22 protein-coding genes are annotated in these 21554 nt (G+C 40.3%); 16 read left to right on the top strand and 6 right to left on the bottom strand.

What is annotated here, in order from left to right:
* Window positions 1-31 precede the first annotated feature (31 nt).
* Complete coding sequence (locus IE339_RS07420; RefSeq protein WP_242176141.1) at window positions 32-826, top strand: aldo/keto reductase; 795 nt, start codon at window positions 32-34, stop codon at window positions 824-826.
* A 719-nt stretch (window positions 827-1545) separates the two neighbouring features.
* Window positions 1546-2346 carry a Cof-type HAD-IIB family hydrolase gene (locus IE339_RS07425; RefSeq protein WP_242175216.1) on the top strand — a complete coding sequence of 267 codons (801 nt, stop codon included), beginning with the start codon at window positions 1546-1548 and terminating at the stop codon, window positions 2344-2346.
* Window positions 2347-2381: 35 nt separating this feature from the next.
* Here IE339_RS07425 and IE339_RS07430 read toward each other — a convergent pair whose 3' ends face one another.
* Window positions 2382-3158: a 3-hydroxybutyrate dehydrogenase gene (locus IE339_RS07430; protein WP_242175218.1), complete on the bottom strand. Its 777-nt coding sequence runs from the start codon at window positions 3156-3158 to the stop codon at window positions 2382-2384.
* Window positions 3159-3504: 346 nt separating this feature from the next.
* On the opposite strand from IE339_RS07430, the gene IE339_RS07435 reads away from it, so the two are divergent.
* From IE339_RS07435 to IE339_RS07445, 3 genes are all read left to right on the top strand, one after another.
* Complete coding sequence (locus tag IE339_RS07435; RefSeq protein ID WP_242175220.1) at window positions 3505-4056, top strand: NAD(P)H-dependent oxidoreductase; 552 nt, start codon at window positions 3505-3507, stop codon at window positions 4054-4056.
* Between the two features lie 230 nt (window positions 4057-4286).
* Window positions 4287-4673 (top strand): hypothetical protein, encoded by a 387-nt coding sequence (locus IE339_RS07440; RefSeq protein ID WP_242175222.1) that lies wholly within the window; start codon window positions 4287-4289, stop codon window positions 4671-4673.
* Window positions 4670-5149: a hypothetical protein gene (locus IE339_RS07445; RefSeq protein WP_242175223.1), complete on the top strand. Its 480-nt coding sequence runs from the start codon at window positions 4670-4672 to the stop codon at window positions 5147-5149. The genes IE339_RS07440 and IE339_RS07445 overlap by 4 nt, the downstream gene beginning before the upstream one ends.
* Before the next feature lie 46 nt (window positions 5150-5195).
* Here IE339_RS07445 and IE339_RS07450 read toward each other — a convergent pair whose 3' ends face one another.
* The gene (locus tag IE339_RS07450; RefSeq protein WP_242175224.1) at window positions 5196-6134 is read right to left on the bottom strand and encodes a magnesium transporter CorA family protein; all 939 of its coding nucleotides are present in this window, start codon (window positions 6132-6134) and stop codon (window positions 5196-5198) included.
* A gap of 332 nt (window positions 6135-6466) precedes the next feature.
* Here IE339_RS07450 and nagA point away from each other — a divergent pair, with 332 nt between their 5' ends.
* From nagA to IE339_RS07470, 4 genes are all read left to right on the top strand, one after another.
* Window positions 6467-7639 carry an N-acetylglucosamine-6-phosphate deacetylase gene (gene nagA, locus IE339_RS07455; RefSeq protein ID WP_242175225.1) on the top strand — a complete coding sequence of 391 codons (1173 nt, stop codon included), beginning with the start codon at window positions 6467-6469 and terminating at the stop codon, window positions 7637-7639.
* A 24-nt stretch (window positions 7640-7663) separates the two neighbouring features.
* Window positions 7664-8422 carry a glucosamine-6-phosphate deaminase gene (gene nagB / locus IE339_RS07460; protein WP_242175226.1) on the top strand — a complete coding sequence of 253 codons (759 nt, stop codon included), beginning with the start codon at window positions 7664-7666 and terminating at the stop codon, window positions 8420-8422.
* Window positions 8409-9137 (top strand): GntR family transcriptional regulator, encoded by a 729-nt coding sequence (locus IE339_RS07465; RefSeq protein ID WP_242175227.1) that lies wholly within the window; start codon window positions 8409-8411, stop codon window positions 9135-9137. The genes nagB and IE339_RS07465 overlap by 14 nt, the downstream gene beginning before the upstream one ends.
* 168 nt (window positions 9138-9305) lie before the next feature.
* Entirely contained in the window at window positions 9306-11252 is a 1947-nt protein-coding gene (locus tag IE339_RS07470) for a glycoside hydrolase family 3 protein (RefSeq protein ID WP_242175229.1), read from the top strand.
* Between the two features lie 38 nt (window positions 11253-11290).
* On the opposite strand, the gene IE339_RS07475 is transcribed toward IE339_RS07470, so the two are convergent.
* The gene (locus tag IE339_RS07475) at window positions 11291-12532 is read right to left on the bottom strand and encodes an exo-beta-N-acetylmuramidase NamZ family protein (RefSeq protein ID WP_242175230.1); all 1242 of its coding nucleotides are present in this window, start codon (window positions 12530-12532) and stop codon (window positions 11291-11293) included.
* A 310-nt stretch (window positions 12533-12842) separates the two neighbouring features.
* Between IE339_RS07475 and IE339_RS24675 the strand changes: the two genes are divergently transcribed.
* The 6 genes from IE339_RS24675 to IE339_RS07500 all read left to right on the top strand — a co-directional run bounded on the left by IE339_RS24675 (window position 12843) and on the right by IE339_RS07500 (window position 16930).
* Entirely contained in the window at window positions 12843-12974 is a 132-nt protein-coding gene (locus IE339_RS24675; protein ID WP_277933958.1) for a hypothetical protein, read from the top strand.
* Window positions 12964-13533, top strand: coding sequence for a suppressor of fused domain protein (locus IE339_RS07480; protein ID WP_242175231.1), 570 nt, complete (start codon window positions 12964-12966; stop codon window positions 13531-13533). The genes IE339_RS24675 and IE339_RS07480 overlap by 11 nt, the downstream gene beginning before the upstream one ends.
* 188 nt (window positions 13534-13721) lie before the next feature.
* Window positions 13722-14477, top strand: coding sequence for an NUDIX hydrolase (locus IE339_RS07485; RefSeq protein WP_242175232.1), 756 nt, complete (start codon window positions 13722-13724; stop codon window positions 14475-14477).
* A gap of 43 nt (window positions 14478-14520) precedes the next feature.
* Window positions 14521-15984 carry a nicotinate phosphoribosyltransferase gene (locus tag IE339_RS07490; protein ID WP_242175233.1) on the top strand — a complete coding sequence of 488 codons (1464 nt, stop codon included), beginning with the start codon at window positions 14521-14523 and terminating at the stop codon, window positions 15982-15984.
* 372 nt (window positions 15985-16356) lie between these two features.
* On the top strand, window positions 16357-16683 hold the full coding sequence (locus IE339_RS07495; RefSeq protein ID WP_242175234.1) for a WXG100 family type VII secretion target: 327 nt from the start codon (window positions 16357-16359) through the stop codon (window positions 16681-16683).
* Window positions 16664-16930 carry a hypothetical protein gene (locus IE339_RS07500; RefSeq protein ID WP_053402998.1) on the top strand — a complete coding sequence of 89 codons (267 nt, stop codon included), beginning with the start codon at window positions 16664-16666 and terminating at the stop codon, window positions 16928-16930. The genes IE339_RS07495 and IE339_RS07500 overlap by 20 nt, the downstream gene beginning before the upstream one ends.
* 205 nt (window positions 16931-17135) lie before the next feature.
* Here IE339_RS07500 and IE339_RS07505 read toward each other — a convergent pair whose 3' ends face one another.
* From IE339_RS07505 to IE339_RS07515, 3 genes are all read right to left on the bottom strand, one after another.
* Window positions 17136-18962, bottom strand: coding sequence for a hypothetical protein (locus IE339_RS07505; RefSeq protein ID WP_242175235.1), 1827 nt, complete (start codon window positions 18960-18962; stop codon window positions 17136-17138).
* A gap of 74 nt (window positions 18963-19036) precedes the next feature.
* Window positions 19037-20137 carry a hypothetical protein gene (locus IE339_RS07510; RefSeq protein ID WP_242175238.1) on the bottom strand — a complete coding sequence of 367 codons (1101 nt, stop codon included), beginning with the start codon at window positions 20135-20137 and terminating at the stop codon, window positions 19037-19039.
* 213 nt (window positions 20138-20350) lie between these two features.
* On the bottom strand, window positions 20351-21076 hold the full coding sequence (locus tag IE339_RS07515) for a hypothetical protein (RefSeq protein ID WP_242175239.1): 726 nt from the start codon (window positions 21074-21076) through the stop codon (window positions 20351-20353).
* 225 nt (window positions 21077-21301) lie between these two features.
* On the opposite strand from IE339_RS07515, the gene IE339_RS07520 reads away from it, so the two are divergent.
* Window positions 21302-21544 carry a hypothetical protein gene (locus tag IE339_RS07520; protein WP_242175240.1) on the top strand — a complete coding sequence of 81 codons (243 nt, stop codon included), beginning with the start codon at window positions 21302-21304 and terminating at the stop codon, window positions 21542-21544.
* Window positions 21545-21554 lie beyond the last annotated feature (10 nt).

Raw genomic sequence — 21554 nt, forward strand, 5'->3', positions numbered from 1 at the left:
AAGTACTGTACAACTTTCAAATAAAGTCGACATGCCATGGTTTGGACTTGGCGTTTTTCAAGTAGAAGATGGTAATGATGTCATTCAATCAGTAAAGGCGGCCATTAAAAATGGTTACCGAAGCATCGATACAGCAGCCGTATATGGAAACGAAGAAGGTGTAGGTCAAGCGATTCGTGAAGCAATGGAGGAATACGGGGTAACTCGTCAAGAGCTTTTTATTACGTCAAAAGTATGGAATGCTGATCAAGGATACGAAGAAACGTTGAAAGCGTATGAAACAAGCCTTCAAAAGCTTGGCTTAGATTATTTAGATTTATATTTAATTCATTGGCCAGTAGAAGATAAAATGGTCGATACGTGGAAAGCACTAGAAGCACTTTATAAGGAAGAAAAAGTGCGTGCGATTGGCGTATGTAACTTCCAAATTCATCATTTAGAAACGCTCATGAAAGAAGCAACGGTTGTGCCAATGGTTAACCAAGTTGAAATGCATCCAAAGCTTTCTCAAGCAGCTCTTCATGAGTTTTCAATCAAACATAACATTCAATTAGAAGCATGGGCACCGCTAATGCAAGGTGGCATTTTCGACATGAAAGAGCTTCAGGATCTTGCAACAAAATATGGAAGAACAGTAGCACAAATTGTTCTACGTTGGGATTTACAGCGCGGAATTGTTACCATTCCAAAATCCGTCAAGGAATCACGCATTATTGAAAATGCGGATGTATTCAACTTCGAGCTTTCACCAGAAGATATGAATGTGATTGATGCATTAAATGAAGATCACCGTGTTGGGCCAGACCCAGATAATTTTGATTTTTAATAATAGGAAAAAAAGCAGACTCAGTGTCGAGGTCACTGAAGAACTTCGGGTTTTTTAGATGATCAGTGCAACGTAAGATAAAAAAAGTTGGATCCATTCCGTTTTTTGGAATGGACCCAGCTTTTTTTTCATTGTTTTCTTTCATTAGCTTTCACATTCTTTTTAGGTTGACAGTGAAAATGACCATTGCCTCTTGCGTTTTCATGCCAACGAGATCGGTGGATGTGGCTATATCATCCCCGTATCTATGCTTGAATTCGCTATTCTTCCCTTGACGTCCATGAAAAGGAATCATCAGAACCACCCTTTTGAATAAATAGATTTTCTTTATTATCAAGCAAAAAACAGCCAAGTTCCTTTCAAAATAGAAACTTGGCCGTTCTACCTGATGCAGTCGCTCTAGGTTGTTTGGAACGGAAGGTGCGAGACTCCTGCGAGATTAGCGTGACAGGTGAGACCCCGCAGAGCAACGAGGAGGCTTACCGCGCGCCCCGCGGAAAGCGAAGCGACCTGGAGTGGAAATCAACCGACTCCGTTATGAACGCAATTCTTTACGGACTTTTTTAGTGGCCTCTCAGTTTCTGTTCTATTTTAATTTTATGATACAAATTTTCACCAAGTTCAATAAAAAATGAAAAAATATTTTAAAAAGGGGTTGATCTGAAATGCATTTCATACCGTATGCTTTGAATTAAGAACGACGACAAAGGAGATCAATCATGAAAAAAATTGTATTTTTCGATTTAGATGGAACGCTACTGACGCATCAAAAAACGATTTTAGAATCGACCAAACAAGCTATTCGGTTATTAAAAGAGAACGGCGTATACGTAGCGATTGCGACAGGCCGCGTGCCAACGACTTTTCAATGGATTCGAGAGGAATTAGATATTCAATCATACGTGTCGATCAACGGCCAATATGTTGTCTTTGAAGGAAAGGAAATATACGAGAATCCGGTAGACAAACAATGGCTACACGAGCTGACGCAGAAGGCAACGGAAAAGGGTCATGCGGTAGGCTATTGTAATCATGAACATGTGAAGGTCAATGAGCCTGGAAATCCAAACATTGAAAATAGCTACGCGCATTTAGATATTAATTATCCAGAGATTGACGGCACGTTGTATGAACGCGCTCCGGTTTATCAAGCTCATTTATACTGTGATCGAGCGTCTGAGAAGTGGTATGTGGATCAATACCCAGCGTACAAATTCGTTAGATGGGGTGATTATGCGATGGATGTTCTTCCAGCAGGAGGGTCAAAGGCGGTTGGTATCCAACAAATGCTGAAGCAGGTTGGCATTAAGCTAGAAAACAGCTATGCGTTCGGAGATGCATTAAATGATATTGAAATGTTGGAAACAGTTGGTACGGGGATTGCCATGGGAAATGGTGTTCCGGAAGCAAAAAAAGCAGCTGACATGGTGACGACATCCTGTGACGAAGATGGCATTTTAAACGGATTAATTGCTGCTGGGTTATTGCCTGAGAGCGTGAAAAAAGAAAAAACAGCGTAAACGAAAAAGGGAGCGGATGACCGCCCCCTTTTTTCTTATTGAGCCGTATACCCACCGTCGATTACGACCGCTTGTCCCGTCACTCCTTTTGCTTTATCACTTGCTAAAAACAGAGCGTAGTCTGCAATTTCTTCAACATCTAGTAAGCGCTTTTGAGGAACTAACGGATAAATGACGTCTTCTAGTACGCTCTCAAGCGGAACATTTCTCGTTTTTGATAAATCTTGTAGCTGGTTGCGGACAAGAGGCGTATCTACATAGCCAGGTGCAATAGCGTTAACCGTAATGCCGTGTTCAGCTCCTTCAAGCGCCGCGACTTTTGTTAGCCCAATTACGCCGTGTTTTGCACTATTATAAGCGGCTTTCCCAGAGAAACCGATCAGACCATTAATGGAAGCCATATTAATAATACGGCCAAATTTTTGCTTTTTCATTGTGGGGAATACGTGCTTAATCGCCATGAACGGGGCGACGAGCATAATTTTCGTGAGTAGCTCAAATTTTTCAGTTGGAAACTCTTCGATAGGTGAAACAAACTGCATGCCTGCATTGTTAATCAGCACATCGAGCTGTCCATAGCGTGATATCGTTTCATCAATCATGTTTGTAATATCTTGCTCGCTCGTTACGTCTGCTTTAATTCCATAAGCGTTAAAGCCTTTTGAAGAAAGCTTTTCTGCAGCTTGTTTAACACCGTCTTCGTTTAAATCTGTCAAAACAACGGTTGAGCCGTTTTCCGCAAACTTTTCCCCAATTTGATACCCAATTCCTTGAGCTGCTCCTGTAATTAATACTACTTTTCCATCAACCATCCTCTTGTCCCCCTTCAAACAAATGTATGTATAGAGTCTGGATTCATCCAGTTTATACCAAATTAAGTGGAAATCTTTTCTCCATCATATCAAAAAATAGGATGAATAGGCTAAAAATATCCACTAATGTTCTACCTCGTCAGAAGAAAAATGAAACGTTTTGATCTGAGGAGTGGATGATAAAGATAAAAGGATCCTTCATTCGACAGGCACCAGATGGTACGTAACAAACTAATAAGTACCTATAGCACTTTATAGTGTCTACTTCTCAATGAAGGAATGTTCCTTCATCATAAAGAGAAAGCTATGAGCTGATAGCGATTTTTTGAAGAAGGAGTGGAGAGTTGTGAAAAATATTTTAATCATTAATGGACATGAAGCGTATAAAAAGTCCAAAGGGACGTTAAATCAAACGATTTTTGAGGAAATGAGTGAGCTGCTGAAAAGTAAATTTGAGCTAAAACAAACGATTGTGGATGATCACTATTCCGTTGACGAAGAAATTGAAAAATGGAAGTGGGCAGACGTAATCATTATGCAAACACCCGTTTACTGGTTCAGCATTCCAGGGAAGTTCAAGCATTATATTGATGAAGTGTACATGGATAATATTTTCTTCAAAGGTTCCACGCGCTATGGACAAGGTGGTCAATTCACTGATAAACAATACATGTATTCCTTAACGTGGAATGCACCAGAAGCGATTTTTGACAATCCGAACGCATTTTATGAGGGAAAAAGCCTTGATGAAGCGATTTTCCACCTGCATAAAATGAATCAATACATTGGGATGAGCCCACTGCCAACATTTTCGATTCATGACGTAGTAAAAAATCCAAACATGGATCATTTTAAAGCTAAATTGAAACATCATCTTGAGGAAGTATTTGAAATTTAATCATCGTTGACTAAACGAAAGAAGCCCTGTTTTGCTAGCAGGGCTTCTTTTGTCGTCTTTCACAGAGTGAAAAAAAAACGATAAAAGACTCTGTTTTATTTCATAAATAGAGATTTGGTTCTAGGAAAGATTAGGACTATTGGTTGTAATTGTCGTTTTTAGTCGAAAGATGTAAAAAGTAAAGGTATAATTTATTATGAATCATTTACAGATTGTATAAAGGAGGATGTATGATGGGGGTACTTATCGCTATCTTATTTGCTGTAGCTATTATACTGTTGCTGTTATCGTTCCGTAGAACGAGACAGTCGCATTCACAGATGGAACAAAATTTAGAACAAATGACATTATCGTTTGGACGAGAGGTCAACGATCTGCAGGATCGCATTCGTGAGGTGGAGCTAGATTCAGCAATCACAGCGCATCAATCAAACGCATGGGGCCTAGATTCAGAAGACCGAATCGTTCTTCGTGAAATGCTTGATATGAACCAGCGTGGATATTCATATGAAAGTATCTCACGTAAGATCAAGAAGTTTTCACCTGAGCAAGTGGAAGATCTTTTATCGCCGTATGACAAAAAGAAGAAAGAGGAAAGGAGCTTTGTGACACAATGACTCCTAATACGTTACGCAGCTTTGCCGGTGGTCTCCTTGTAGCAGCAACGGCAATGAGTGCTGTCTATTTCTTTGGTCCGCAGTCCGAAGCTTCCAATAGTAAAAAGGAAGAAACAAAGGTTTTATCAGAGAGCGAAATGAAAGCAGAACTAGAGAGTAAAGGGTTTGTTGTCCAAACACAAACTGAATGGGATCAAAAGCTGGCAAGTACAAAAAAAGCGCCTGTGGAAACTCAAGCTCCTAAAGCAGATGAAGCGCCAAAAGAGGCGGCATATCGAACGATTGTGAACATTTCATCCGGTATGACGGCTGTTGATGTTGGTACACAGCTTCAGCGGGCGAAAATTGTTCTGAGCGGCTTCAAGTTTTATAAAGAGGTGGAGCGTCGCGGCGTAGAAAACAAACTCCGTCCTGGCACGTATGTTGTTCAAAGCGATATGACAACGGAAGAAATCATCGCCGTGATTTTTAAATAATTGTATATATAAACAAACCGCTTGGAGAGGTTCCAAGCGGTTTTATTTACATATATCGTTTTTTCCGAAGAATCAGGGCCGTCAAGCTGGATAAAATAATAGAAATAACGAAAGTAAGCCAAAATGCATGCGGCGAGTCTGACATCGGTAATTTAACATTCATACCAAAGAAACTAAAAACAATGGTAGGGAATGAAAGCATGATCGTAATGGTTGTAAGAAACTTCATCGCAATGTTTACGTTGTTGTTAATAACGGAAGCGAGCGTATTCATCATGCTGCTTAAAATCGTGCTGTACGTTTGAGCCATTTCAATGGCCTGTGTATTTTCAATAATCACGTCTTCTAATAAGTCACGGTCTTCTTCATATATTTTCACATAGTTAAAGCGCATAAGCTTATCAAGTACCGTTTTATTTGCTTTAAGCGAGGTCGTGAAATAAACCAAACTTTTTTCAATACCTAAAAACGCATACAGCTCTTTATTTTGCATCGCTTTATGAAGCTGTTTCTCCACTTTGTCTGTTTCTTTGTTAATATGTTTGAGATAACGTAAAAAGTAAGTAGAAATAATGTATAAAAGCTGAAGCGCGAAGCGGGTTTTTTTATTCGTATAAAATTGTTTCATCTTACTGTGCTTAAACACTTCTAAAATAGGCGTTTCTTTTAGCGTAACGGTAATAAAGTAGTCATCCGTAATAATGAGACCGATTGGAATGGTTTCATAAACCGTTGAACCTGCTTCATCTTGTGTGACATAAGGATAGTCAACGATAATTAAGACGTGATTATCTTCCTTTTCAATACGTGAACGTTCTTCATCATCAAGAGGGTCACGAAGGAAATCGATGGGAACATTAACCGTTTCGAGAACTTGGTTAATTTCCTCGTTGGTTGGATTCACGAGGCTGATCCAGGAGCCATTTACTATTTCATTCATTTGTTCAAGCTTGCCATCGGCATTTGTTTTGTAAATTTCTAACATTCTATTACCTCCTCGAATTAAACAGAGGAAGCTAACGACTCAGTAAAAGAGTGCTGGTGAATAACAACTTGATGTCTTGTACTGATTACATGAACTTCCTCGATACATATGACCGGATCAGGCTCCGAGCTACGACTATTCAACCAATATCACTCCTTTCCGTGTTATAAATCATTATTAATCATATATGTAAGTATATGATGTTACAAGCGTTTTTTGTGCATTGAGCGCAATGAACCAAATATCAAGAAAATTCATATTTTTAACTGGTATAGACAACTATATATTAAGTTGTTACAATGAATAAAAGAGACGATGAAAGGATTTAGAGAATGAAAACGTTATTAAAAAATATAAAAGTGTATGCCGAAACAGAAGAAATTGAAAATGGATATCTCCTTATAGAAGAAGGCAAGATTAAAGGATATGGTCCTCAGGAAGAGTGCCCCAGAGAGGAAGACGTTGATCAAACATTCTCATTTCAAGGAGATCATAGCATTATACCAGGGTTTATAGATGTTCACATTCATGGTGCGAATGGGGCAGATACGATGGATGGCACCCAGGAAGCCCTTGAGACGATGGCAGAAGCTCTTCCGAAAGAAGGAACCACAAGTTTTTTGGCCACAACCATGACGGCCTCTAGTCAGGCGATTGAAAAAGCGTTAAAAAATGTTTCTGCGTACAAAAATGGTTCTCAACGAGGAAAGGCTGAGGTTGTGGGCATTCATCTTGAAGGTCCGTTTATTTCACCAAAGCAAATCGGGGCACAGCATCCTGATCATGTGCAAAAACCTAGCGTATCACGATTTAAAAGATGGCAAGCTTTAGCAGAAGGGCATATTAAGCTTGTGACGTTAGCTCCTGAAGAAGAAGGCGGAATAGAGCTTGTAGAGTACCTTCATTCCAAAGGGGTGATGGCATCCATTGGGCATTCACATGCAACATATGAGCAGGCGGTAGAGAGCTTCGGAGCGGGTGTGAAGCATGCGACGCATTTGTTTAATCAGATGAGGGCTTTTCATCATAGAGAGCCAGGGGTAGTAGGAGCTGTTTTGCTTCATGATGACGTTAAGGCCGAGCTGATTGTGGATGGCATTCATTCTCATCAAAAAAGCGTGCAGTTTGCTTTTCAAAACAAGGGCTCAGAAGGTCTACTCCTTATTACTGATGCGATGCGTGCAAAGTGCTTGCATGACGGAGTGTACGATCTAGGTGGACAGGATGTTATGGTTCAAAATCATAAAGCGACTTTAGCAGACGGTACGCTGGCAGGAAGTATTATTCGACTGAGAGACGCGGCGAAAAACATGATGACGTACACGCATTGCTCGGTAAAAGACATTGTTCAAATGGCAAGTATCAATCCTGCCAAGCAGATCGGGGTATATGATCAAAAAGGAAGTATTCGAGAAGGAAAAGATGCGGATTTAGTTATTATAGACGGAGAGTTTAACATTGTCATGACGATGTGTCGGGGTGATGTTGCGTATTCGAACAATTAACAAGATGTTACTGGAGGGGATCAGATGAAAGTCATAGCAGTTCGTGATTACAAGGAAATGAGTCAAGAGGCAGCAAAAACAATCATTAGCTTAGTAAAGGAAAAGCCTAATGCTGTTTTAGGATTAGCAACAGGTGGCACGGTTATTGGGGTATATGATGAGTTGATTTCAGATTACGCAAGAAACCAAACGGACTACAGGCACGCTCATTCTGTCAATTTAGATGAATATGTTGGCTTATCCTCTGATCACCCGCAAAGCTACCACTCATACATGAATGAGCACTTGTTTCAGCACATTAATTTGCCGCCTGAACATTGCCATGTTCCACAAGGAGATGCCGAAGACCCCGCGCAAGAAGCGAAGCAGTATGATCAGTTAATTGCTGAGTTAGACGGAGTAGACCTTCAATTGCTCGGAATTGGTCGCAACGGTCACATTGGGTTTAATGAGCCTGGAACGTCATTTGACTCGCATACACATCTTGTGGAGCTAACTACATCAACGAGAGAAGCGAATGCACGTTATTTTACGAGTATGAATGAGGTTCCTACACATGCCATTACGATGGGAATTGCATCGATTCTAAAAAGTAAACGAATCGTTTTACTTGTGTCAGGCGAAGCAAAAGCAGCTATTTTAGCCGAGGTTCTACAGTCTGACGTGACGACGTCTATTCCGGCAACAGTTCTAAAAATGCATCCGGACGTGACGGTTATTGCCGATCAAGATGCGCTACAAGTAGTACGACAAAAAGGATTGATGACATATGTTCACGATTAAAAAAGATTCACCTGTACCAATTTATTATCAAATTGAAGAGGGGATTAAAGAAAGTATTCAACAGGGAAGCCTAAAGCCAGGTCACCTTATGCCTTCAGAGCGAGAGTTTTCTGAACGGTTTGAAGTAAGCCGCATGACGGTCAGGCAAGCCATTACGAATCTCGTTAACGGCGGATATTTAGTCAGACAGAGGGGGAAGGGGACCTTTGTAGCGAGCCCTAAATTTGATCGTTCTTTGCAGGGGTTGACGAGCTTCTCAGAGGATATGCGAGCAAGAGGCATGACGCCTAGCTCTCAACTTGTTAGCTTTTCAACGATGAAAGCCTCACAGAAAGTAGCGGATCGTCTGATGATTGATGTGGATGAGGAGGTATATGAGATTAAGCGCGTCCGCTTAGCAGATGGTATACCGATGGCCTATGAGGTGTTATATATGGCCAAAAGCCTTGCGCCAAAGCTTGAGAAAGACAAGCTGTTAAGCTCTTTATATGACTATGCGCAGCAAGATTTACAGCTTCATATTGCAAAAGGTAAGCAGGTCATTGAGGCCACTAATGCGACGAAAGAAGAAGCAGACTTGTTAGAAATTAATGAGGGTGATTCGCTTTTATTAATTGAGCGACAGGCCATTTTGAGTAACGATCGACCTTTCGAATTTGCTCGATCTCTCTACCGAGCAGATCGCTATAAATTTAGTATTGAAATTAACAGATAGGTACAAAACCCCATCTGAGCAGGGGACCGAAAATGGTAGGATCGGTACTTAATAAAAACTGAATAATTTGATAACTTTAAAATGAGCCAGATAATGGCAAAAAGAGCGTATGGACAAGCAATTGCTCTTTGACAAGCTTTCTTAAAACTTACATAAGGGGTTGGGAGAATGAAAGCAAAAAAAATGGTAGCAGCGGGTCTTCTGGCAAGCTTGGTACTATCAAGTGTGTCAGTCGGAAATCATGCAACAGCTAAGACGTCGGCTAAAAAGAAGCCTACAGAATCAGTGGAGCAACAGGCAGAAGCAGTAGTCGACAACATGTCCCTCGAAGAAAAAGTCGGGCAAATGCTTATGCCGGATTTTCGTAATTGGCAAAAGAAAGGCGATACGAAAATGAGCGGCTTCACCGTTATGAACGATGAAGTAGGAGGCATTATTAAAAAATATCATTTAGGCGGCGTCATTTTATTCGCTGAAAACGTCGTGGACACCGAGCAAACGGTCAGACTGACAGATGGACTCCAAAAAGCGAGTCCTGACATTCCGCTCTTGATTACCATTGACCAAGAGGGAGGAATCGTCACAAGGCTACAATCAGGGACAAACCTTCCAGGAAACATGGCATTAGGGGCGACGAGAAGCGAAAAAAATGCGTACACAACGGGGTCTATTATTGGAAAAGAGCTAAAATCACTGGGAGTTAACGTGAACTTCTCGCCTTCTGTTGATGTGAACAATAATCCAGCAAATCCTGTCATTGGCGTTCGCTCGTTCAGCTCCAATCCAGAACTTGTCGCAAAGCTAGGTATTCAAACGATTAAAGGGCTTCAAAATGAAGGAATGATTTCTAGCGTGAAGCATTTCCCAGGACATGGAGATACGGCAACAGATAGTCATTTTGGTCTTCCTGTTGTGGATCACGATTTAGATTATCTTCGTAAAAACGAATTATATCCGTTCAAAAAGGCAATTGATTCAGGTGTTGACATGGTCATGACAGCACACGTTCAGTTCCCTGCTGTTGATGATACAAAGGTAACTAGCAAAAAAGATGGGCAGCCCATTATGCTACCAGCGACACTCTCTAGAAAAGTACTAACAGGTTTGCTGCGTGATGACCTTGGATTCAAAGGTGTGGTTGTAACTGATGCGCTTAACATGAAGGCGATTGCAGATAATTTCGGACAAGAGCAAGCGGTTATTCGAGCAATTAATGCGGGAGTAGACATCGCTCTTATGCCAGCGCAGGTCAATTCTCTAGAAATGGAAAAGAATTTAGACACGGTCTACAATGCGGTCATTGATGCGGTTCATACAGGAGAAATTCCAATGAGCGAAATTGACGATTCAGCAGAGCGAATTATTGAATTGAAGCTGAAAAAGGGAATTTACCAACCGGATCAACAAGCAACAGAGAAATCTCTAGATGAAAAAGTAAAAAACGCTTTGAGTGTAGTTGGAAATAAAAAGCATTTAAAAGCTGAAAAGAAAATGGCGGAAGAAGCCGTCACGGTGCTGAAAAACGATGATAAGCAGCTTCCTTTTAAAGTGAAAAAAGATCAAAATGTCGTGATTCTTGCTCCGTTTTCAGATCAAGTAGAAGCGATGAAATTAAAAATTAACGAGCTCGTGAAAAGTCATCGAATAAAGAAAGTGAATGTAACGGGAATAACGTTTGAGAACAAGGTCTTAACGGACGAGATGAAAAAAGCAATTGACGAAGCAGATTATGTTATTACCGGATCATACGTCGTTAAAAATGATCCTGCTGTAAATGACGGTGTTATTGTTGATAACGTAGACAGCTCGAAATGGGCAACATCGACTCCTCGTGCGATCATGAAGTACGCACAAGGAAAGGATAAAAAGTTTGTGCTGATGAGCTTACGTAATCCGTATGATGCGGCTAATTTCGAAGAAGCAAAATCAATTTTAGCCGTGTATGGATTTAAGGGGTATTCAAACGGTCGTTACAGACAGCCAAATATTCCAGCGGGTATTGAAGTCATTTTCGGAACAGCGAAGGCAAAAGGAAAGCTTCCTGTTGATATTCCATCCGTTACGCAACCAGGAAAAATTCTATATCCATTCGGGTATGGACTGAAAATAAAGTAAAATGAAAGACGTGGATGCGGGGCATCCACGTCTTTTTATTATTTGTACAGTAGGTATTGCTTCCGTGCTTTTTCAAACTGCTTTGTCTCTGTTTCCCATTTGTTCATGATGGATTTAACAGAAGCACCGTTTTCAATGTCTTGTCGAACCCAGCTGTTTCCGATGAGCTTATCAAAAAACAAGTTGGAGTTAAATTGAAAATCGTTCGGATACGTATCGTGGATTGTTTTCACGACGGTCAATCCAGTTTCAACCGCTCTAAATTCCTTGCGATCTGTCACATATATCTGCACACCATGTGTAAGCACACCGCTATGCTTTGAGAATGTGGGAATGAAGGAGGTAGCTCGGAACGTGACACCAGGCAAGTACAGCGCGTTTAATTTTGCAGCGAGCTTTGTGCTATTGATATACGGGGCACCAATGGTCTCAAACGGTCTTGTCGTTCCACGTCCCTCCGATACGTTCGTTCCTTCAATTAAACCGAGGCCAGGATACACATAGGCAGTATCTAACGTTGGCATGTTAGGTGAAGGTGGCACGAAAAAAAGCTTCGTATCATCGTAATTCATGCTGCGCTTCCAACCTTTCATTTTCATCACGGTTAAATCAGCGTTAATATCAAATTCTTTGTTGAAAAATGCAGCAAGCTCACCCATTGTCATGCCATGACGTAGTGGAATCGGATACAGTCCAACGAAGGAAGAATAAGCAGGATCTAGGACAGGGCCTTCTACAACATCACCTCCAAGTGGATTTGGACGATCTAATACGATGACGGGAATATGCTGCGCTTTTGCTCCTTGTAGAACATAAGCTAAAGTGGAAATATACGTATAAAAACGCGTTCCAACATCTTGGATATCAAATAATAATACGTCTACGTTTTGAAGCATTTCAGCAGTTGGTATTTTAGTTGCACCATATAAGCTGTAGACAGGAAGACCTGTTTCACTGTCGATGTAGGAAGAAATGTTCGCACCAGCCTGTGCATCACCGCGAACACCGTGCTCAGGACCGTAAAGAGCGGTCAAATTGACGTCAGGATCCTTCGCAAGAAGATCGACAATGCTTGATAGCTGATGATCGACGCCGGTAGGATTTGTTACAAGGCCTACTCGTTTTCCTTTTAATAAGTCTTTATGCTGATCAAGCAAGACTTCTACACCTAGCTTAACCTTAGGTGGCTTTCCATGATCTTTTCGTTCAGAAGCTGTTGTGAAGTGGAGCGTAGAGAAGACAAAGAGAATTGCGATGAAACCTACCAACCATTTTTTCATGAGGGTTCCTCCTTTATTTATCTAATTTAACAGGCTCATACCTGTAAAATCCGTGGGTAAGCACATAATGGTAGCTTGTCCCAAAAAATGATGAAGGAGACTGAACGTGTTGATAACGCTTTCTATCTTTATTATAGAAAGAATTAAAAGGATAATATATCCAACATAAGAAGCCTTTTCAATAAAATCAGGCTAGGTATCTCCTCCTAGAAACACGTGAACTAGGAGAGGGAAGAGAGAAAGAATGCATTTGGCAGGCGATTTCACCATAGTAGATAAGGGCTGTAACAATTTGTAATGAGTTCGTCATTTGAACAATTGGGCAACTTCTACTAAGATTAAAGAAAACGAAGTTCTTCCTCTGCGGACAAGTATGGATGGTTCTGCAGCGAATAGTATAGAAGAAGTGAGAGAGAAAGAGGATGAGATGGATGGCAAATGAGCAAGAACGAATTATACAAAAAGCAACGGAGGTGTTTGGAGTAGAGCCGACGTTGGAATCATTTTCAGATGAAGGTGACCGCTATAATATTCAAGTTGCTTCGGTAGAAAATCAGCTTCGGGAAGATACGACGTCTTTCGTAACCATTGGAGGCTACGAGGCACCGACGGGATACACTGTTGGAGGAGTTCCGCTTCGAATTGAGCTTGTGGGCGCCTGTCAAACGACCTACGATATTTTTGCTGATATTTTGGCTCATTGCGTGTATCATAAAATGAAATCACACGTGTCCTGCTTCCCGGGAGCCCTTTATAAAGACATGATTACACCAATCGATCCTGATCTACATATGCAGCACGTATTATTGATCCCGCCTGTTTTATGGGAGGATTTTTCAACCATTGATGCGGATGACAAAAAAATTACGTGGCTTCAAGTTATTCCAATTTCAGAAAAAGAGCGAATCCACGCCCTCCAACACGGAGTAGATTCCCTGCTTCGTCATTTTGAAGAAGCACAGGTCAATATCTTTAATTTGGAACGAAAATCAGTGATGTAAACGAAAAAGCCTTATTTTCAGCTCTGTGCGAAAATAAGGCTTTTTTTGTGCTTAAAAAGGGGAAGAGGATAAAATTGGATGAGGAAAATCGCTTCGTTTAGGCTTGTTATGTTGACATTGTTAAAAATACATCTTAAATTAGTAGGTATGAAAATCTTAAACTTGAGCGTCACGAAGAGGTGTAAGAAATGAACAATTATCGATCGCCTGATGGTTTACCGACCGATTTGTGCATTTTTACGTTGGCTCCAAAGCCGGTGGCCTCGAAGCGAAAATCGTTGCCACAGTTGGAGCTTCAAGTACTACTCATTCAGCGAAGCGAGGCAAGTAAGCTGTATCCGAATCAGTGGTCGTTCCCAGGAGGTTTTTCCAAAGAGAATGAAACGCTATTTGAGTCAGCGCTTCGGCAGCTAAAAGAAGAAACGAGCATTGGAGACGATGTTCACTTGAAGCAGCTTGGGGCCTATTATACGCCGAGCGAAAAAAATGGATGGATACCAACCATTGCTTATTATGCTTTAGTACCGTATGTGAACTTTCGCACAATGGAGACGTCCACACAGGCTATAAAAGCGAAGCTTGTACCTGTAGAAGAGGCGATGCACCTTTCTTTAGCCTTTGATCATAATGATATTTTAAGAGATGCCGTAAAGCGCATTCGTTTTAACATGCTTACGACGATTTTGGCGAAAGAGTTTTTGGCAGATGAGTTTACGATCGCTGAGCTAATCAACGTTGTTCAAACGGTCGTTCCAGGTCTTGATATTGACAAGGCAAACTTTTTAAAAGGTATTACGTCTACGAAAAAACGTCAGGGTGTATTAGAGCCGATTTGCGATGCAATCGGTCAGCCAAAGAAATCAAATCAGTATTCACAGGCTCCGGCACAGCTGTATCGATTTACAGGCTATGAGCCTTTTTCATCAATTTATAATGCGACATAGAAAAACGGCCTTTTCAGATAGGAAGGGCTAGGGGGAATTTAAGATGTATTCAATCGACGATAGTAAAGCGCTGCATACAGATCTGTACCAAATTAACATGGTGGAAACGTATTGGGCAGATGGTATTCACGAGAAAAAATCAGTGTTTGATTTGTATTTTAGAAAACTTCCGTTCCAAAACGGCTATGCGGTGTTTGCTGGACTTGAAAAAATTGTCCGCTATCTAGAACAATTTCAGTTTACGAAAAACGATATTGAGTATTTGCGAAATCTTGGCTATCAGGACGACTTTTTAGCTTATTTGGAGACGATTCGTTTTACTGGTACGGTTCACGCTATGCGCGAGGGGGAAATCGCCTTTGAAAACGAGCCCATTATTCGTATTGAAGCAACATTAGCAGAAGCTCAATTAATTGAGACAGGTCTATTAAACATTGTGAACTACCAAACGCTTATTGCAACGAAGGCCTCTCGTATTCGACATCTGTCAAACGATGATGAGCTACTAGAATTCGGAACAAGACGTGCACATGAATTTGATGCAGCGCTTTGGGGAGCACGTGCAGCGTATATTGGTGGGTTTAACGCGACAAGTAACGTCCGAGCAGGGAAGCTTTTTGATATTCCCGTTGCAGGTACGCATGCTCATGCCATGATTCAAGCCTATCAAGACGAATATACGGCGTTTAAAGCATACGCAAAGCGCCATCGAGACTGCGTATTTTTAGTAGATACGTATGATACGCTACGCTCTGGTATTCCAAATGCGATTCGCGTGGCGAAGGAACTAGGTGACGACATCCGTTTCATTGGTATTCGCTTAGACAGCGGTGATCTAGCGTACCTCTCAAAGCAAGCCCGCGCTATGCTGGATGAAGCAGGATTTCACGAGGCAAAAATTGTGGTATCAAATGATTTGGATGAAGAAACCATTTTAAATCTCAAATCTCAGGGAGCGAAAATTGATGTGTGGGGAGTTGGCACGAAGTTAATTACTGCTTACGACAATCCCGCCCTTGGAGCTGTGTATAAACTAGTAGCGATTGAAGGACAAGAAGGGACGCTTGAAGACACAATTAAAATTTCCGCCAATCCGGAGAAGGTCACAACACCAGGATTGAAGAAAGTATATCGCATCATTAATATGGCGAATCAAAAATCTGAGGGAGACTACATTGCGTTGGATCATGAGCATCCAGAAAAGGAAACAAAGCTGAAAATGTTTCATCCTACGCATACGTTTGTGAGTAAATTCGTGACGAATTTTTACGCAAAGGATTTGCATGTAAAAGTATTCGATAACGGCGTACTTACATATGAGTTGCCTTCTACACAGGATATTCAAGAATATGCAAAAGCAAGTTTGAATGATTTATGGGATGAATATAAGCGAACGTTAAATGCAGAGAGCTATCCTGTCGATTTAAGTGAGGCGTGCTGGAATCATAAAATGAGTAAAATTAGCGAGGAACAAGAGAAAGTCGCAGCGATGCAAGTAAGTTTATAGGAAACAAAGAGGTAATGGAACACGGCTACCATTACCTTTTTTCAGTATCGTACAGATGACAAAGTGGAACAGAACACGAGCTGAAAAGTCGTTATTTGCCGTTTATGTGATACGTTTGTTGAGGAAAAAGTGATATGATAATAATGACGAACGAATACATATAGTTTTAAAAAAAGGGTTTTTTTTCAGAAAATAGAATCTATACTGGAAAATGAAGCGATTACATATGGAAATAAGTGAAAGGAAGCATGTAAAATAAGGAATATATTCCTACTGATTTTTAATAAATGTGTCATTTATAGCATTTTTTACTAAGCGCAGTGATAGTATAATTAAGTCTGTTATAAAATGGGAACGTGGTGGTGATATGGATTGTTTCGTACAACAGAGAAGGAAAAATTAAGACAGCAGGCGGATGCACTTGAACGTTTTGTAGGAAAGATTAATGAGGCGATAAATTCTATACAGGGAATTGACCGACAGCATCAATCTCAGGTTGAAAAACTTGGAAACGATTGGGAAAGTCAGTCTCGTGACAAATTTGAGCAAGTCAGCCAAGAAGCAATCCATCATAAATATAAAGGCATTGGATTAGGAAATGAGCTTATTTATGCAATTTATGAAGAGGCACGGTTACTTCGTGAAAAAGCGGGAGAAATTGAACGACGGGAGATAGGAAATGGACAAAATAAATATTAATCCAGATCTGCTTGGGGAACTGGCGCTTAAAATACAAGGACGTGAAAGACAAGCTCAGCACGTACTAGATATTCTTGAATGGAACTATGAGCTTTTACGCGCCATGTATCCTGAAGTAGAAGGTACACGTTCAGGTGAAATATATCAATCATTTAAAAAAGAACTCCTGCAATATTTGGCTAAATTTCAGTCTTCTTTCTCGATTGTAAAAACAACTGAACGTGAATTTCGGGAACTGGATCAATAATTGTTTGTTAAAGAAGTCCACCCAAAGGCGCTGCAACGCCAAAAGGAAGGGCTTTTTTTGAAAAAAGATTTATTACTAAATGGAACCCGACCATAAGACGAACAATCTCCTGAAAAGGTTACACTTTTTTGTGAAAAAAATATCCAACGAATGTCCTTTCATGCAACTAAAAAAGCAGCGAACACGGTTCGCTGCTTTTTTAGTATTACATCTTGCTTTTAATTTCTTTGTTTAAGCGTTCCTCAGCGTTCGTGCTGAAGAGAACATTCATGAGGAAGTATAAGCGATTTGCTTGTTGATTCGCTTCTTGAACGGCCTTTTTAAAGCCTGCAGCGTTCTTTGTTGGGTCATTCGCTAAAATGGTTCTCCAATGTTCCTGGTTTGCCTGATACCATTCAATAATGATTTGGTCCTTGGCATTTTGCGGAGAGGGAAGAACATTCTTCGGATCAACCGCTGCTTTTAAAAAGTTGTAGGATTGTTGGAATTTCTCCGACGTATAGTTTTCGGATGAAATGGCCTCATTGAATTTTCTAAACACGGTATCCATTACAGCAATTTGCTTCGCTCCTGCTTTTTGGGTATTAGAAGACTCTTTCCAGGTCAGGTAAGTTTGGTTCGGATCAACGGTTGTTGTAACAAATTCGTAAAGAGCATCGTCATCTTCTTCTGTGTAAGCATCCATTTTCTCACCGGTTGCGATATTCACAACCGAGTCACCGAAATTCAACACTTTTTCTTCTCCATTAGGCGCCGTGACGCGGCGAATAGGCTGATCCTTAAATTCAACGATTTTATATTGATTACGATGGGCATCGATCTCCTCATTCGTCGTCGGAACCGCGGCAGTTGCTTCATCAGCGGTTATTGGTTTCTTTTCCGAACGGTCCTTTATTGAGATCGAACCTGTTTTTTTAATGCCTAGCTTCTTCGTCCACTTATCCAATTCTGAAACGTTTAAATACTGAAGGAGATCCAATAAATCTTCTGGCTTTAAAATATCGTCTTTTCGTTTAGCAGGATCGAGCGAAAATTTCGGTTTTTTATTGAAGTTTTTATTTTTCGTCACCATATTTAACGATACGGTTCCTTTTTCGCCATCTGAAGATGCGTAATAAGAAACCTTCGTATTCTTTTTCGCTGGGAATCCATCCTCGTTGTACGTGACTGCATAGGTAAAATGAATATTTGTTTTCGGGTCAACGTTTCGATTATCCTTTGGAGGAACAAGGACAGCGTTAAACGTATGACCGACAATATCGCCGTCTTTTTTATTTGCGGTGATCGTGAAGGTTTTTAGATCTACATCCTCTTTTAAGAGCTTGTTTAGTTTTTCTTTCACTTGCTGCTTATTAAAAGAATCGTTGCTTTTTTCTGAAACATCGTCAATTACCTTCAGCGCAAGGTTCTGCAGTTCCTTTTCAGATAATGAAACGGTAATATCCCCGTTGTCTTGTTCCTTAAACGCAGGCGCCTTTTTCTTCACAATCATTTTTCCTACTTCTTTTCCAACATATTTCTTAAAGCTCTCGCTTTGTAAATAGGTAATAATTGCAGGGTCAATCCCGTCAACGGAGGGCTTTTTGATATCGACCTCAATAAGCTTGCTCGCAAACTTTCTCGGAACATCCATAATTGAGCCGAAGTTTCTGCCAATATCGTCAGTCGAAATATACAGCTTGCGTTTTTTTTGATCCATTAAAACAGGAAGAGATGTCTCAAATGAAAGGGGCCCTAATTTGGAACCAAGGGTAAGGTCTGTTTGTGATTTTTTTGCCTTTTGATCAATTAACGAATGGGTGGAAACTTTTGCGTTGTTCAGTATGTCGATACCCTCTATCTCCGTTTTATTTGATTTATCTGGAACGATATTAAGTTTGACGGTTGAGTTTGATTCATATTGATCGGGTGACTCCACGTCTAAAAAGGAGGTGACAAACTGCTCCTTGGGAGAGCCTCCGCAAGCGCTTAGCGCAAGTACACTGCCGCCTAAAATTATTCCTAATGCTAGTTTCTTAAACGGTTTCTTCATATCATCACTCTTTCTCTGTTCATTTAAAAAGCCTCAATCTCTTAAAGAGCATTGAGGCTTTTGGTTAAGCGAGCTTATTGCATTTGGCCCATCATTGCTTCGATTTGTTCAGGTGTAATCGTTTCTTCTTTAGAAGGATCGATTGTGAACGTTTGTTTTTTACCGAAGTTGCTGTTTTTCGTTTTGCTTGTTACTTCAAACTTCATATTGCCTTTAGGGTCTAAGAAGTCACCTTTTAACGTTACGTTTTGCGTTGTTGGGTAACCGTCTTTATTGTACGCAATATCAAACTTCACGTTGATCTTTGCAAGTTCTTTCGACTTGTCTTCTGGATCTAGAACCGTTGCTTTTACATTAATAACGTGAGATTTTAGATCATCTCCATCTACCTTTGCAGTTACCGTTGATTTTTCTAGTTTAATTGATTCAAACGCTTTGTTAAGTTGCTTATCTAAATCTTCTTGAGAAAGTCCTTGTTTGCTAAGGTCTTCACCAGATTTTTTCTCAACTAGTTTCACAACGTTTTTTACGTATTGAATTAAATCTTTTTTCGTCACCGTTACCGTGATGTTTCCGTCACTGTCTTTAGTAAACTCGGATTCTTTTTTGTTCTTTAGAACGTTATCAAACTCTTTTACAGCATCTTTTTGGAACTCAGGGCTTTGAATGTACGCAGAAAGCTCTGTTGGTAATCCATCGATGGACTGGGCAGCTTGCTGATCGTCTAAATCTACTTCTAATAGTTTGCCAGCAAGCTCAGGTGGGATCGGAATGAACTGACTTAAGTTTTTAACAAGGCTGTCTGTACCTACGTACAATTTGTTTTGTTTTTCATCTAATAACATTGGAATGTCACCTTCAAGACTTGCACCACCCATGTTTACTTTCAGATGAAGATTTGTTTCAGATTTTTTCTGCGTATCATCCACGACGCTTGTTGCAGAAATTTTTGAGTTGTTTACAACATCAGCCATTTGTTGCAGCTGCGGATCTGTCATGTCTCCGTCAACTTTCATCGCTAAACTCATATCGGTTTTATATTGATGAGGCGTTTTTACTTGGGAAAATGATTGTGTGAAAGACTCTTTCGGGGAAGTATCGCTTCCGCATGCTGCCAAAGATAATGTTAGTGCTCCTGCCACGACGCTAGTGGCGATTTTTTTCGTTAATTTCAATAAAATCCACTCCTCTTCCTGTGTTCAACTTGTTGTTAACATACAAAGTTGTTAAAAACTGACTTTCCCAATATAGCATATTTGTAAACATTTTCAAGGTAAAGATAAGAAATTAAGGCGTTAGACTAAATAAATAAATATTTCTTCCTAAAAATAAACGGGACTGTTTGTTTTCTTATGGGACTTTTTTCTCGTAAATGGAAAAACTGGGACTTATTCAGCTAAACGTTTTTCCATATTTTTTGAGAAAACAAGGTTCGTTGCAATAATGAGACGATTCGTCTGATCATGAGCCTTCTGATAAATCGCTGTCATATTTTTGGCATCACGATTTTGTTCGTAAGCGTTAATAAGGTCTTTCCAATAGGGCCTTGTGTTGTTAAACACTGTCAGCAACGATTCGTCTGTTGCTGTTTGAGGGGCGGGAGGAATCCACTCGCTGCTAGACGCTTTTTCTAAGTAAGCAAGTGCTCCCTTAAATTCATTGTTTTGAGCGGAGCCTGGCTTTAAAACGTCCATAACATGAACCATGTAATAGAGGTGCTTGGCCATAGCCTGCTCTAAATTCGACGATTCTGCCCAAGGCTTATAATCATCTGCAGCAATATCCTTGGTAATAAATTGCTCATAGCGCTTATCTAAGTCACTTGAAGTAGGCGTTAGTGGTTTTTCAGTCTGAATATTGACGATGTTATCCCCATAATTCACTTTCTGTTCTTTCCCGTCTTTTTTAATCGTACGCACGGGGTGAGTAGAAATGCGAACAATACCATATTGATCAGTGAATTTTTGAAGATTTTTCGGTTGTGATGCTGTCGTGTAATGCTTGGTCATTTCCTCGTTTGAAGAAGCTTTCTCTGAAGGGGATGAGCATGCAGTCATAGTTAGTAACGAGCCGACAAATAAAATGCGAGCAGTCTTAGCGAAAAAAATGGTCAATCTCCCCCTTCTATCATAAATAACGTCTTTTACGTAATCTATTATACTTGAAAAGTGCTGTGTAGAGTAGCTGTAAGACGAAAGAAAGGGGACGGGCAAACGCGGGTGTACCAATGTCATTCTCTAGTCACATGTACAAAGACAAGAAAACACGATATAATAAAACAAACCTTATAAAGAAAGTATGTGATGTTTTTGTTTGAAAGAAGGAGAGGGGTATCCCTTGTGATCCCTGGTTTGTTCTTTTTCTTAACGCTTGTCCTCTTTGGAATTATTCAGGCGAATGTACATATTGAATCAGGTGTAATAAAAAAAATCTGGGTAATTGTAATGACCCTATTGCCGATTGTTGGCTTCATTACAGCGATTAAAGGAGAAAGACGCTCCTTTAAGCCATGGCTAATTATTGGAAACTTAGTGCTCATTTTAGTTGTTTCCGTTATGGGCGTTATGGCCATTATTTCATAACTGGTGTAAA

The sequence above is a fragment of the Priestia koreensis genome, from assembly GCF_022646885.1.
Lineage (GTDB): Bacteria > Bacillota > Bacilli > Bacillales > Bacillaceae_H > Bacillus_AG > Bacillus_AG koreensis_A.

What these genes read in the sequence shown, in the direction of transcription:
- IE339_RS07420 (WP_242176141.1), top strand. Translation starts at nt 32, where the DNA reads ATGCCATGGTTTGGACTTGGCGTTTTTCAAGTAGAAGATGGTAATGAT.
- IE339_RS07425 (WP_242175216.1), top strand. Translation starts at nt 1,546, where the DNA reads ATGAAAAAAATTGTATTTTTCGATTTAGATGGAACGCTACTGACGCAT.
- IE339_RS07430 (WP_242175218.1), bottom strand. Translation starts at nt 3,158, where the DNA reads ATGGTTGATGGAAAAGTAGTATTAATTACAGGAGCAGCTCAAGGAATT.
- IE339_RS07440 (WP_242175222.1), top strand. Translation starts at nt 4,287, where the DNA reads ATGATGGGGGTACTTATCGCTATCTTATTTGCTGTAGCTATTATACTG.
- IE339_RS07445 (WP_242175223.1), top strand. Translation starts at nt 4,670, where the DNA reads ATGACTCCTAATACGTTACGCAGCTTTGCCGGTGGTCTCCTTGTAGCA.
- IE339_RS07450 (WP_242175224.1), bottom strand. Translation starts at nt 6,134, where the DNA reads ATGTTAGAAATTTACAAAACAAATGCCGATGGCAAGCTTGAACAAATG.
- nagA (WP_242175225.1), top strand. Translation starts at nt 6,467, where the DNA reads ATGAAAACGTTATTAAAAAATATAAAAGTGTATGCCGAAACAGAAGAA.
- nagB (WP_242175226.1), top strand. Translation starts at nt 7,664, where the DNA reads ATGAAAGTCATAGCAGTTCGTGATTACAAGGAAATGAGTCAAGAGGCA.
- IE339_RS07465 (WP_242175227.1), top strand. Translation starts at nt 8,409, where the DNA reads ATGTTCACGATTAAAAAAGATTCACCTGTACCAATTTATTATCAAATT.
- IE339_RS07470 (WP_242175229.1), top strand. Translation starts at nt 9,306, where the DNA reads ATGAAAGCAAAAAAAATGGTAGCAGCGGGTCTTCTGGCAAGCTTGGTA.
- IE339_RS07475 (WP_242175230.1), bottom strand. Translation starts at nt 12,532, where the DNA reads ATGAAAAAATGGTTGGTAGGTTTCATCGCAATTCTCTTTGTCTTCTCT.
- IE339_RS07480 (WP_242175231.1), top strand. Translation starts at nt 12,964, where the DNA reads ATGGCAAATGAGCAAGAACGAATTATACAAAAAGCAACGGAGGTGTTT.
- IE339_RS07485 (WP_242175232.1), top strand. Translation starts at nt 13,722, where the DNA reads ATGAACAATTATCGATCGCCTGATGGTTTACCGACCGATTTGTGCATT.
- IE339_RS07490 (WP_242175233.1), top strand. Translation starts at nt 14,521, where the DNA reads ATGTATTCAATCGACGATAGTAAAGCGCTGCATACAGATCTGTACCAA.
- IE339_RS07500 (WP_053402998.1), top strand. Translation starts at nt 16,664, where the DNA reads ATGGACAAAATAAATATTAATCCAGATCTGCTTGGGGAACTGGCGCTT.
- IE339_RS07505 (WP_242175235.1), bottom strand. Translation starts at nt 18,962, where the DNA reads ATGAAGAAACCGTTTAAGAAACTAGCATTAGGAATAATTTTAGGCGGC.